The following is a 12,796-nucleotide window of genomic DNA, read 5'->3' on the forward strand; positions in this document are numbered from 1 at the left end:
TAATCCAGTAAATTCAAATCGAAACCCTAAAACTCTGACAGGTCTTAATCCCGCACGTGCGGGACTGTCAGGTTTCCGCATGACCTACCAGGGATTTCAGGGAAGCAAGCTTCGAAAGAGATGGCAGCCCTGAGACTCTTTAGCTGGAAGACCTGTGAGGTCTTGGTTTTGTCTTGTTAAACGCTGACAGACCGGTATGGCGCTTTCAGGTTACACATGAACCCTGTCATTGTGCGCAGCTCCTGACAGGGTTTTGGCAGGGAAATGAAAAACTAAAGTGTATTTTTGAGATGGATAAAAATTCCGGATTCCCCTTTTTTGTTGATAGAGGCTTCAACCCTGAGCACCATATCGTAGTAAGTTACCAGGTCTAATCCGACACCGGCGCCAAGCAGCAGGCTATTGGAAAGGTCTTCAGCATCATAATTCCTGAAGGCTTCCACATAGCCTAAGTCGATAAACAGATTGGCATAGAGGGCATAGTGGATTTTGCTGAATTTTTCCGATTTGATGAAACCAATTGTACTTACCTGTGGCTTGACAAGAGGATATTTCAGGGTGTTTTTTGCCAAAATATAGCTTTGCCCGTCAATCACATAAAGCTCGTAACCCCGGACAAAATTACGGTCGTATCCCAACCCCTGCTGGTAATAATAAGGTTGGTCACGATTGGTCGATATTTTTCCGCTCCAGTCAGTGGAGAAGTAAATTTTTTTGGTTACTTCCCAATATTGTCTGTAAGATCCCAGTAACTCCATCATGCCCAGGTTGTCGGTTTTTGTAATTCCAAGGCCGCTTTTTGAGAGTTGGCCTGAAAAATAGTTTCCTTCAAGCGGATAAACCTTAGAATCGCGGTGATCACTGGTAAAGCGGTAATTCAGCGAGAAATATTCATTTGTTTTCAAGCCCTCGAAGGAATAATCAGGATTAAGCTTCAGCAAGGTATCTCCAAATGAATAGAAGTTAAATTTAAGTTGGAGATAGTGATAATGAAAAAGGTTTGGACGGTGTGAAAGGGTAAAGTAGCTATAGTAATTTTTAAAAATGTATTGGTCATCATCACGAACAAACTCTTGTTTATTACCGACAGTCTGATAAGCCACCTCGTGATTTTGAATCCAACCGATACCAAGTCCAGCACCGAGGGTCTGTTTTCGATTGATGTAGGGGACATAGTAGCTGATTTCATACCGTTCATCATAACCAAAGCGAAGCAATAGCCGGAGAGACTCCATGCGACCACGGTTGTTTTCTTTGGTTAAAAAGACGCCGTAACTGATCCGTTCGAAGTTTTTGTCTTGCCACCAGGTATTAAGGTTTCGGTCTGAAATTTCAAAAATCGGAAAAGGCCAGATGTACCACCGTTCAATAAAATCCAGGTGAACCTCTAAATGGCAGGGATTTCCACTGGTTAAGGCTGAATCGCTGATATTCACGAAATTGAAAAGCGAAGTTTTCAATAAGTTTTGTTGAGAGATTTGAAAAGCATTACGCAGTTTCCCTGCTGAAATCGTATCACCAGCTTTAAAATTAAGTTCTCTCAGGATGATAAAATCTTTCGTAATTTTATTTCCGGTCAGTACAATCGTGTCAATGATATAGAGAATGCCAGCGTCGGTCAGATCAGATTGAATGATAATGCTGTCTGCAGAAGCTTGAGGAGTGAGATGCCCGAAATGATGGTTAGCCAGCGCTGAACCGGTAACTATCATTAATAAAAACAGCATCAACCCTTTCATCATTCCAATCATTTTTTAGCCGGATCATCCGTAATTTTTGCTACTCCTCAATTAAGTCTCCAGGTATCTCATCAGTAAATCATATCTTTCGCGCAGCATGGTCTCATTTTTTTCGTTGTCGCCAAAATAGAAACTGATATCATACCCATATCGTACAAATGTTTGCATTACAGGTTCAAGGTTCATTCTGTTGAGTTTAAGCGTAACTTCCATTCTGGTGGAGTCGGGTATTGACTTTACTGCTGCATTGAGAATTTTAGCATCGTTGGCTTCTGCAATTCTGGCGATCTCACTCATCGAGTAATCATTTTGGTTCACCTCGAGGATGATTATTCCGCCTGGATTGTTTACTGACATGGTTTGTGCCAATTCGGTGAGTAACATCGGAGCAGTGATCAGACCGGCATAATACTTTTTTTCATCAAGCACAGGCAAAACACTTATTCGCTGTTCGGTCATTATTTTCAACGCATTGAAAAAATGCTCGTAATCGTTTATAAATGGTCTGGGTAATGCTTTGCATAAGGGCTCAATGATGCCGGAGTCATCAGCTGTTGCCATTAATTCGCTTTCCGAAATCAACCCTATGTAATTTTTTTCGTCAATTACTGGGAGATGAGTCACTTTGTTCTCATCCATCAATTTCATGGCCTTCGAAATTTTGTCCGATTTCCTGAGTGGTTGGATGAAGATACTCATCAGATTTTTAGCAATCATTGTGTTGCATTTTTAAAGTTGGTACCAAGTCAAACGAGAACGCGAAATTAAAATTTCAATTTTTTCCACATCAATGTTTACGTGGATTCATGATTAACCTATTCCCATTCCCACATTTCTTTATCCAGATAGTCATCGTTGTAGATTTTCAGGTAGCTTTCATACCTTGATCTCGCTATTTCACCGGCTTCAACTGCCACTTTCACTGCGCATTTTGGTTCGTGGATGTGTGTGCAATTTTTATAATGACAGCCGTGCATAACATTTCGCATCTCCGGGAATCGCTCAGCAATCTCTTCCTTTCTGAACTCTACAAGCCCAAACTCACGAATACCGGGAGTATCAATAATAAACCCCCCAAAAGAAAGCTGGTGCATTTCCGGGAAAGTGGTTGTATGCTTTCCTTTCAAATGATAAAAGGAAATGTCTCCGGTTTTGAGCTTCAGACCGGGCTCCATTGCATTGATCAACTGTGACTTGCCCACTCCTGAAATTCCCGAAAACAGGTTCACCTTATTTTTAATTTCTTCTTTAACCAAATCCACATTTTCACCGGTTAAGGCTGACACACTGAATGTTTTGTAGCCGGCTGCATCATAAATATTGATCATATTACCAAGCCGAAGGAGATCAGTCTCGTTATAAATGTCTAGTTTGTTGAAAACAAGGGCAGCAGGAATATGATACGCTTCAGCAGTAACCAGAAAGCGGTCAATAAACCCGACACTGGTACGGGGTTCTTTCACAGTGGCAACCAGCAAAGCCAGGTCAATATTGGCTGCAATGATGTGTGAAACCTTTGAGAGATTGGTTGATTTGCGGATAATGTGATTGCGTCGTGGAAAGATCTTTTTGATCAACCCAATCTGCTCCTCATCACGATAATCAAACTCCACTTTGTCGCCTACGGCCAGTGGATTTGTGGTTTTTATCCCCTTCATCCTGAATTTCCCCTTCAGTTTACATTCTGTTTTAGTGCCATCATCGGCCAAAACATTAAACCAACTCCCGGTAGATTTTATAATGATTCCCTGCAAAGTCGTTATTTTTTATTGGTAAATTGTTATTAGTTGTCTGTTGTGGATAAAAATTCTCATTTAAAATTGTAGTGTTTTTGGATGGGTTGCTTTACGTCCCAGACACATTGCAACCCTTCTATGAAAGTGACAAAGTCACCTGATTTAATTATGACTTCTCCCTCCTCAGTCGTCACAATGGCCTCTCCTTCAATGATTAGGCACTCCTCCGTGCTATCATATTTCCAATCAAAACGGGAAACTTCCTTTTCCCAGATTGGCCAATTTCTGATCCCTTTGTTCTGAACCTCGCTATCAGTTAAATTTTGAATGCGTATTTTTCCCATTAAAGCAATTTCGGCAGGTTTGAAATTAAATTATATTTGCGGTAAATTTATTGTTTTTAATGCGCTTAAATCAATAAACCCTCAAAATTATGAATTTTTCGAAATACTTACCCTTATTGATTGCCCCTGTCATTTTCTTTATTCTCATACTGTTAGCACGAAAAATCATGGAGAAAAAAGTGCTTAATTTATTCACCAGTGCTTACTTTTTTGGGCTGCTCACTGCCATTCCTATGATGCTGGCACTCTATTTTGTTTACGAGTACTGGCTTGTACATGTTCAAAGCCTGCGACGGATACTCTTTTTCTCTTTTGCTCTGATCGGGTTTCTGTCAGAGTTTTCAAAGTTCCTCCTGCTTCGCTTTTTTTACCTTCCCAAAGAATCATTTACCAAGCCTTTCGACGGTGTGCTTTTCTCCGTGATGATCGCAATGGGCTATTCAACCACTGCAAATGCCTATTTTCTGTATGACTGGAAATACAGTGATGACTTGCAGATCGTGCTCTATACCTTGCCTGCAGCAAATCTCTTCATCGGAATCATTCTGGGATTTTTTACCGGAATGGCAAAGTTCAGAACCAATTATTTCGATTCACTCACAGGCCTGACCGCCTCATTTTTCTTTTATGGGTTCTATAGTTTTTGTCTCATTTCGCAAGATTATTTACTGTTGGGATTGCTTGGCGGCGGGATTGTGATCATCTCCATGCTGCTTGCAGTAAAATCGCTGAATACCAATGTTAACAGCTTAATTTAAGAGGTTTTAAATGAAAATACCACCTTGTTAATATTTCATAAATTCAGTTTTGACAAAAAAAATGAAAAATTAAATCTGGCGATAAATGGTAATTTTGCACTTCAATTTGTTTTTCAGCAATTTAGATAATATAAATTTGAATTAAACATTTTTTATGGAAAGAATAACTGTAATAGGAGCCGGTAATGTTGGCGCTACCTGTGCGAATGTGATCGCCCACAAGGACCTGGCAAATGAGATTGTACTCGTTGACATTAAAGAAGGTGTTGCCGAAGGCAAGGCACTTGACATCTGGCAAACCTCTGCCATCAATAATTTTGATACGCGGGTGGTAGGTGTAACTAACGATTATTTGCGCACAAAGGGTTCGGGTATTGTTGTGATTACCTCAGGACTGCCGCGTAAACCGGGGATGAGCCGTGATGATCTGATTCGCACCAATGCAAAAATCATTGTGGAGGTCACTGAAAATGTGATTAAATATTCACCTGAGGCGATTATCATCGTAGTTTCCAATCCACTGGACGTTATGACCTATGCAGCATGGAAAACTTCAAACAAGCCCAGCCGCAAGGTTTTTGGTATGGCCGGCATCCTTGATACAGGACGTTATACTGCGTTTCTGGCTAATGCTCTTGATGTCTCGCCCAAAGACATTCATGCACTTTTACTTGGAGGTCACGGCGATTCAATGGTTCCGCTCCGAAGATACACCTCTGTGAAAGGCATACCCATCACCGAATTACTGACAAAAGACCAGATTGACAAAATCGTCGACCGCACCCGTAAAGGAGGTGGTGAATTGGTCAACCTGATGGGGACATCAGCCTGGTATGCCCCTGGCGCTGCGGCTGCCCAAATGGTCGAAAGCATTGTGGATGACCAGAAACGTATCTTTCCCGTTTGCGCCCGCCTGACCGGACAATACGGCATCAATGATCTTTACATTGGCGTTCCGGTAAAACTGGGCAAGAACGGAATTGAAGAGATATTCGAACTCAACCTGAACGACAAAGAGTACAAGTTACTGCATGACTCTGCACAACAGGTGCGCAGTGTAGTCAGGGTTCTTGACGATATGAGCCTTTTCCCACACTAGATAGTGGGATAATGTATAGTTTTGCAGGCACCTTTGGGAAAGCTTTCCGGGGTGCTTTTTTTGTGAGGAATAGGACGAATAAGTGTGTAAAAGATAGATATGCAGCACATCAGGTGGTTGGTTTGTGTTGTAACTACGGGCGAGGTTTTTAGGTAAAAAGATTGAATATTGACCATAAGACTCCATTGGAGAGCACTGAATTTTACCTGTCGAATCCTGAAGATGTAAACCTGATGTTGTCTTACAAACCCGTCAAAATATAGAAAACTGAAATCCCAAATGTTGAACGCAGAAATTTAAATACCGCTGGAGAAAGTTATTACCCGATCGCATTGATTATGTTTTTAATCTATACTATTTTTATTCAAATTTATCTCCTGTTGATCCGCATCAGCAGCTTTTTCAATCCGAAAGCAATGCTTTGGCTGGAGGGGAGGAGGGATATTTTTAAAAGGATGGAGTCAACAATCATCCACGACAGGCCGATAGTATGGTTTCATTGTGCCTCGCTGGGCGAGTTTGAGCAGGGGAGGCCGGTAATTGAAGCGTTCAGGGAGGCCTTTCCGGAAAAAAGAATTCTGCTCACCTTTTTCTCACCATCGGGCTACGAAATCAGGAAAAATTACACGGGCGCCGATTACATTTTTTACCTTCCGATTGATACGGCAAAAAATGCTAAAAGGTTTGTCGGGATTGCAAAGCCGACCCTTGCCGTATTTGTTAAATACGAATATTGGTTTAATTACATGCGGGTGTTGAAAAGTAAAAACATTCCCTGCATTTACATTTCAGCTATTTTCAGACCCGGGCAGCGATTCTTTAAACCCTGGGGGAGATGGCAATTGAAACAGCTAAAGAAAGTGGATCACTTTTTTGTGCAGAATGGAACTTCGGCAAATCTCCTGCATGGCGCTGGGATAAGCCAGGTAACCATCAGCGGCGATACGCGTTTCGACCGGGTTTCGGGAATAGCCAGTCGAAAGAAAGATTTTCCTTTGATTGAAACATTTGCAGGGGAAAATCACGTGCTTCTTGCCGGTAGTACCTGGCCTGCCGATGAAGAGATGATCACAGGGCTAATCAATGAAAATCATCCGGGATTGAAATTCATTTTCGCCCCTCATGAAGTGCATCCGGAACGTATCCGTTCGCTGATGAAAAAACTTCCGGGAACCTCGTTAAAGTTTTCTGAAGCCCGTGAGGAAAATGTTCATAATGCGAAGGTGCTGGTGATTGACAGCATCGGCATACTTTCCCATCTTTATCAGTATGCGACAATTGCATACATCGGCGGAGGGTTTGGCGTAGGGATCCATAATATCCTTGAAGCGGCAACTTTCGGTAAACCCGTCATTTTTGGCCCAAATTACAGTAAATTCCCGGAAGCTGTTGAGCTGATCGGAAAAGGGGGTGCATTCAGCATTAACACAACAGAACAATTTCTGCAGATAACTGCTGATTTGTTGAATGATGCAGCCAAACTCAGGAAAGCATCGATCATAGCGGGCGATTATGTAGCTGAAAAGTGTGGTGCAACAACGTTGATTATGAATTATCTGAAAAAAATCTAAAGCCTCGAAAGGGGGTGGTACTTCTCGATGGTTTCCTTGAGCAATCGAGTATCGAGGTGGGTGTAGATTTCGGTCGTGGTGATGGATACATGGCCAAGCATTTCCTGCACAGCGCGCAGGTTGGCGCCGTTTTCGACCAGGTGTGTTGCAAATGAATGGCGAAGTGTATGCGGACTGATGGTTTTATGAATGCCGGCTCGTTCAGCCAGGTCTTTTATGATGTAAAATACCATGACCCGCGACAGGCTTGCTCCCCGTTTGTTGAGGAAAACAATGTCTTCGTGCCCCTTTTTAATCTCGATATGCGGCCGGATGTTTTTAATATAATTGTTGATTTGTTTGATGGCCAGGTCGCCGATGGGTATCCAGCGCTGCTTGCTCCCTTTTCCAAGCACCCGAACAAAACCCAGGTCGAAATAGAGATCAGAAATCTTCAATGCAGTGCATTCCGACACACGCAAACCACACCCATACAGTGTTTCGATGATAGCAAGGTTCCGGCTTCCTTCAGGTTTTGATAAGTCGATGGCGTTAATCATTTTTTTTATTTCCTCCTGGCTCAGTGTGTCGGGAAGATGACGGGAGAGCCTTGGTGTTTCGAGCAGTTCGGTAGGGTCGGTGTTTACAAGGTCCTCAATCATTAAGTATTTGTAGAAAGCACGAATTCCTGAAATCGTTCTCGACTGCGATGATGCGCGTCCGCCGCTTTCGCCCAGCCATCCGACAAATTCCTCCAGGTGTTTCAATTCAAGGGTTTCAGGTGAAACGCTCTGATGGTTATTTTCCTCAAGATAACGCACCAGAAGACGTATGTCGTGCATGTAGGCTTCAACGGTATTGGCCGAGAGCGACTTTTCGAGTTGCAGAAACGATTTGAACCCCCTGATGTAGATTTCCCAGTTCATTTGATATTGGATAGTGCCTGGTTCGTTATTTATTTCTGAAAATTTCGGGGAGCATTAATATGAGAATTGATTAAGCAGCAGTTTTAATTTTTCTCCAGTTGTTCAACAATCTTTCCCACCAGACGGCTGGCGCCAATGCGGAAGAAATGCTTGTTGAGCCAATCCTTGCCCAACACTTCTTTTACCATGAGGTAATAATGAATGGCGTCGTTGGGTTCGGCAATTCCACCGGCAGCTTTTATCCCGATCATTTTTCCTGTTTTTTCATAGTATTCCCTGATGGTGTCGAGCATGATCAGGAAGGATTCGGGGGTGGCTGCAGGTTTTATTTTGCCGGTGGAGGTTTTCAGGAAATCAGCTCCGCCGTTGATGGCAATTTCACATGCTAAACGAATATTTGCTACGGTCTCCAACTCTCCGGTTTCCAAAATGACTTTCATTTTTGCCTTACCACAAGCAACTTTCATCGCTGAGACTTCATTTAACAGTTCTTCAGGTTGGTTCATGAGCACCTTTTCGCGCGAAATCACGACATCAATCTCATCAGCACCCTGGCCGGCACACCATTCCACCTCCTTCACCTTGAGGTCAACCGGCAGTTGACCCGATGGGAAACCACCGGCGACCGTTGCCACTTCGATGGATGTTCCCTCAAGGAATTTTCTGGCAGGCAGGATAAAAGGCATATAAAAACAGACTGCAGCTACCGTGCAAGGTACACGATGTTTTTCGGTTAAAGTGCCGGCGTAACCGCACAATTTGGATATTTTATCTTTGGTATCACTGCCCTCGAGTGTGGTAATGTCAATCATTCCGAGGATTTTACCAAGCATCTTGATTTGATCTTCAATTGAAAATTGCTGCCGGGCTATTTCTGCAGCTCTGGCTGTAAGTTCATTGTAATTAAGACTGTAAGGATTAAATTTGGTCATCGTGTCAATTATTGATTATCTCCATTTCAAAGTTTGTCATTTCATCGGTAGCTTCAAAATCATATTCAGGATAGCTGTATAGTGGAAAACGTTTTTCAGTAGCGCCGATCGAATATCCGTAAAGGGTCTGGTATTCGTTCACATCTTCACCCAATTGGTCAAACTGGCGGATCAACTCAGCAATTGATTTCGACTCGACGATAACAACTTTTCCCATTTCGTCAATTACAGGGCTGTGCCTGCGATTGGGGTCATGGTCGAACTCGAGAATCCGACGGCCATCTTCAGTAATTCCAATAGTCCGGAAAGAGAGACTTTTGCCTACGCCCGGCATATTGAGCACGTTACGGTCGGTACCTAAAAACGGCGCCCCGGCTGCAGCGCGCAGGTGGTTGATTTTTTTAACCATTTGATTTCCATCAATCGGATGTCCTGAAAAATGTTCCATAAAACTCTTCGGGATTCTGCCAATTGCTTTCTCTTCTATCTGCTCCTGCATGGCTCTTGCATTTGTGGCAAAATTATGTTTATTTTCACTAAAGCCTTTTACCGAAAAAGTGTAATAGGTCAATACTCCGATGTCGTTAAGCACTTTTCGCAGTTTTGCCGTATGGCCGCGACGTGCGGCTGCCACAGTGAATACTTGCTGGTTGGTGACAATCCACCCTGCCGAGAGCAATTTTGATACAGCCTTTTTGACCTCCGGTGTGATTTCCATGGCCGATTCAAAATGTGTTTGAATGACAAACTGAGCGAAACCGATACCGGAAGCTTTTTCTCTGAATCCGGCCAGGATACTGATCAAATCAGGAGTGATGCGCTGAGGGAGATAAACCGGTAGTCTTGTACCCAGCCTGATTCTTAGCATCTCAGCCAGTTTTTCGCCTTCGGGGCGGTTTTCGTTGGCTGTTTTTTTTCGTAATGCCATGTCATACACTTCATCAAGTATCAGTTGCAGTGAGGCATCACGGCTCATCAGTGCATCGCCTCCGGTGATCAGAATGTCGCGCAACTGGGCGTCATGTTCAAAATAGGACATCAGACGTTTCAGTTTTAATGGCCAGGTTTCCCTGGGTGCCAGGCTTTCGAGATTGAAGTTCAGGTGACCGCTCTGGAATTCGTACATGCGCTGGCACGAAACGCACAATCCGCCACAGGTGCGTCCTGCTGTATCAGGGATCAAAATGGCCACTTCCGGGTACCGTCGATGGATGTTGCGGTAAGAGGGGAGTATCCATCCGGCGGCATTGGGTTTCCCCGGCTCCACAATATCTTCCTTTTCCCACGCAACAATATGTCCGTATTCCTCAACCAGTTCTTCACTCATAAAAACGTAATCCCTGATGGCCAGGTCAGCGCCCGCAAGCTCGGAAGGTGCATCCACATTGAGCAAAGAGAGATAATACGGATTCACGAAAACCGGAATTTTCTTCAAACGCGCTTTCTCCATGAGTTCCAGTGTTTCCTGGCTCAACGAATGATCAAGCATTTCGTTGAGCAGTTCTGGTGTGCGAATGGCAAATTTCAGATGAAAATGACTGGTATCCCACCACTGCAGAGCCCGCTCGTATTTTTGCTCCCGGGTCATCCCTTCGTCAAAATAGTACCGCGAACTTATCCCGACTCCCTGCTCAAGACGTTGTATAATTATGCCAAGGATTCGCATTTTGTTTGATTGCCTCATTTTTACTACCTTGCTCTCCAATCCTGACTGGTGCCGGCTCATCCAATGTTCCACCAGTTCCCTTGCCGGTTTTTGTGGTTTAAGCTTTCCTGAAAACTGCCTTAGGAGTTGAAGCATGTCATAGAAGTAATCATCATTGGCAAAACTGCGGCCCGTATTTGCGGCATCCCAAAGATGACCAAAAGGTTGGTTGATAATGATCTCGCCGCGCAAATTGAGGTCTTCAAAAGTTCTGCCCTCGTTGCTTATGTAATCAAGTATTCTGATGGCGGCAATTTCCTGCCATTCCAACTTCTCGAATGCTTTACGCCCGGAAGTCCTTTCCTCGTAAAAACTGAGGGCATGATCACGTCCGCTCAGAAATGACAGCACCCATGCTTTCAATCCGGCGTTTACCTCATCGGTACTTTTTGCATGGGAAAATAACTCCTTGATTTTTGGATTCTCCTCAAGAATCGTCCGGACAATCTTCTGTGATTTAATCCCGATCACAGGTTTTATTCTTTGTGCTTTACTCATAATCAATTAATTGTGCTGCTGTCTAATCCTACCCGCCGCTATGCTACCGTGCAAAAGTACTGTTTTTAATTTAGAAAATCAACCCCGGCATCTGCAAAAATAGGAAATTGCAATGTATGAATCAATTGTTTGTGAATCTAAAACACTTGTTTGTCAGGCAAGTATAATTTTGATTTATGCTTTTGTTAAAGATTTCTAATTTTGAAGCCGGAACACAAACCTCTAATTCATATTCTAAACCACCTTGTATGACTAAATACTTGATGATTTTATTCGCATTTTTGTTAAGTTGCAATCCAATGAGTGAAGAAGAAAGAATTGCTCTGAAGGCTTTGCAGATCCATGCGGGGATTTTAACCATCGATTCACACACCGACACGCCGTTGTACCTCACCAGACCGGGCTATGACTTTGCTTCCCGTCAGGATGCAAAATCGCATGGCAGCAAACTGGATATTCCGCGGATGAAGGATGGCGGGTTGGATGCTGTTTTTTTTGCCGTATTCGTTGGCCAGGGTGAACGGTCGGAAGCGGGCAATGAAAAGGCTTTTAAGCGAGCAGAACTAGTGTTTGACTCAGTTTTGGCAGTTATTAGCCGAAATTCCGGAGAAGTTGAAATAGCTTTCAATCCTGAGGATGCTTTTCGTCTGAAAGAGGCCGGGAAGCGAGCCATTTTTGTTGGCCTCGAAAACGGTTATCCCATAGGTAATGACCTCTCGCTGATCAGGCATATTTACGACCGTGGCGCCAGGTACATCACGCTGTGCCATACAGCAAACAATGATATTTGCGATTCTTCAACTGATTCGACCGAATTCAACGGACTGAGCGAATTTGGTGAAAATGTAGTCCGGGAAATGAACCAACTGGGGATGATGATAGACGTTTCACATATTTCCGACAGCGCTTTTTTTGATGTGATCAGATTGTCAACTGTTCCTGTGATCGCTTCCCATTCGTCGGCTCGAGCAATCTGCGACAACCCCCGGAATCTCAACGATGAGATGCTGGTGGCTCTGGCCGGAAACGGCGGTGTGATTCAGGTTTGCCTGCTAAGCGATTATGTAAAAAAGATGCCTCCAAATCCTGAACGCGACAGCGTGATGGCAGGGCTCAGGGTAAAATATCGCAACTACAGCGAACTGTCTGATGCAGAAATGGATTCGGCCAGAGTCGAATGGCGTGCCATGAACCAAAAATTCCCACCTAACCTCGCTACCGTGAAAGACTACGTGGATCATATTGATCATATCGTTGCGGTAGCCGGAATTGATCATGTGGGGATCGGCAGCGATTTTGACGGCGGCGGCGGTCTTGAGGATTGTTTTGATGTGAGCCAGTTCCCGAATATAACCATCGAGTTGGTCAGACGCGGTTATTCCGAAGAGGACATCCGAAAAATATGGGGAGAAAACCTGTTTCGGGTGATGCGGGAAGTGAACAGCAAGGCGGGATCTGAAGGGATTAATTACACTTCATTAATTAAAAAATAATGAGACAATATCTTGA

At 43.6% G+C, this 12,796-nt stretch carries 11 protein-coding genes; 4 read left to right on the top strand and 7 right to left on the bottom strand.

Annotation, left to right across the window (positions count from 1 at the left end; translation table 11 throughout):
• Nucleotides 1-272 precede the first annotated feature (272 nt).
• From IH598_05190 to IH598_05205, 4 genes are all read right to left on the bottom strand, one after another.
• Complete coding sequence (locus IH598_05190; GenBank protein ID MBE0637894.1) at nucleotides 273-1,742, bottom strand: hypothetical protein; 1,470 nt, start codon at nucleotides 1,740-1,742, stop codon at nucleotides 273-275.
• A gap of 48 nt (nucleotides 1,743-1,790) precedes the next feature.
• Nucleotides 1,791-2,456, bottom strand: a complete 666-nt coding sequence (locus tag IH598_05195; GenBank protein MBE0637895.1) for a CBS domain-containing protein — start codon at nucleotides 2,454-2,456, stop codon at nucleotides 1,791-1,793.
• A 98-nt stretch (nucleotides 2,457-2,554) separates the two neighbouring features.
• Nucleotides 2,555-3,493: a ribosome small subunit-dependent GTPase A gene (gene rsgA / locus IH598_05200; GenBank protein ID MBE0637896.1), complete on the bottom strand. Its 939-nt coding sequence runs from the start codon at nucleotides 3,491-3,493 to the stop codon at nucleotides 2,555-2,557.
• Nucleotides 3,494-3,549: 56 nt separating this feature from the next.
• Nucleotides 3,550-3,819 (bottom strand): cupin domain-containing protein, encoded by a 270-nt coding sequence (locus IH598_05205; protein ID MBE0637897.1) that lies wholly within the window; start codon nucleotides 3,817-3,819, stop codon nucleotides 3,550-3,552.
• Nucleotides 3,820-3,908: 89 nt separating this feature from the next.
• Between IH598_05205 and IH598_05210 the strand changes: the two genes are divergently transcribed.
• The 3 genes from IH598_05210 to IH598_05220 all read left to right on the top strand — a co-directional run bounded on the left by IH598_05210 (nucleotide 3,909) and on the right by IH598_05220 (nucleotide 7,247).
• The gene (locus IH598_05210; protein ID MBE0637898.1) at nucleotides 3,909-4,577 is read left to right on the top strand and encodes a PrsW family intramembrane metalloprotease; all 669 of its coding nucleotides are present in this window, start codon (nucleotides 3,909-3,911) and stop codon (nucleotides 4,575-4,577) included.
• 154 nt (nucleotides 4,578-4,731) lie between these two features.
• Entirely contained in the window at nucleotides 4,732-5,676 is a 945-nt protein-coding gene (gene mdh, locus IH598_05215) for a malate dehydrogenase (protein ID MBE0637899.1), read from the top strand.
• Between the two features lie 338 nt (nucleotides 5,677-6,014).
• Nucleotides 6,015-7,247 (top strand): 3-deoxy-D-manno-octulosonic acid transferase, encoded by a 1,233-nt coding sequence (locus IH598_05220; GenBank protein ID MBE0637900.1) that lies wholly within the window; start codon nucleotides 6,015-6,017, stop codon nucleotides 7,245-7,247.
• On the opposite strand, the gene xerD is transcribed toward IH598_05220, so the two are convergent.
• The 3 genes from xerD to IH598_05235 all read right to left on the bottom strand — a co-directional run bounded on the left by xerD (nucleotide 7,244) and on the right by IH598_05235 (nucleotide 11,287).
• The gene (gene xerD, locus IH598_05225) at nucleotides 7,244-8,152 is read right to left on the bottom strand and encodes a site-specific tyrosine recombinase XerD (protein ID MBE0637901.1); all 909 of its coding nucleotides are present in this window, start codon (nucleotides 8,150-8,152) and stop codon (nucleotides 7,244-7,246) included. The genes IH598_05220 and xerD overlap by 4 nt on opposite strands.
• Nucleotides 8,153-8,235: 83 nt before the next feature.
• Nucleotides 8,236-9,084: a deoxyribose-phosphate aldolase gene (gene deoC, locus IH598_05230; protein ID MBE0637902.1), complete on the bottom strand. Its 849-nt coding sequence runs from the start codon at nucleotides 9,082-9,084 to the stop codon at nucleotides 8,236-8,238.
• 4 nt (nucleotides 9,085-9,088) lie between these two features.
• Nucleotides 9,089-11,287 (bottom strand): KamA family protein, encoded by a 2,199-nt coding sequence (locus IH598_05235; GenBank protein MBE0637903.1) that lies wholly within the window; start codon nucleotides 11,285-11,287, stop codon nucleotides 9,089-9,091.
• A 248-nt stretch (nucleotides 11,288-11,535) separates the two neighbouring features.
• On the opposite strand from IH598_05235, the gene IH598_05240 reads away from it, so the two are divergent.
• Nucleotides 11,536-12,780: a dipeptidase gene (locus IH598_05240; protein ID MBE0637904.1), complete on the top strand. Its 1,245-nt coding sequence runs from the start codon at nucleotides 11,536-11,538 to the stop codon at nucleotides 12,778-12,780.
• Nucleotides 12,781-12,796: the final 16 nt, after the last annotated feature.

The organism is Bacteroidales bacterium, from assembly GCA_014860585.1.
GTDB lineage: Bacteria > Bacteroidota > Bacteroidia > Bacteroidales > 4484-276 > RZYY01.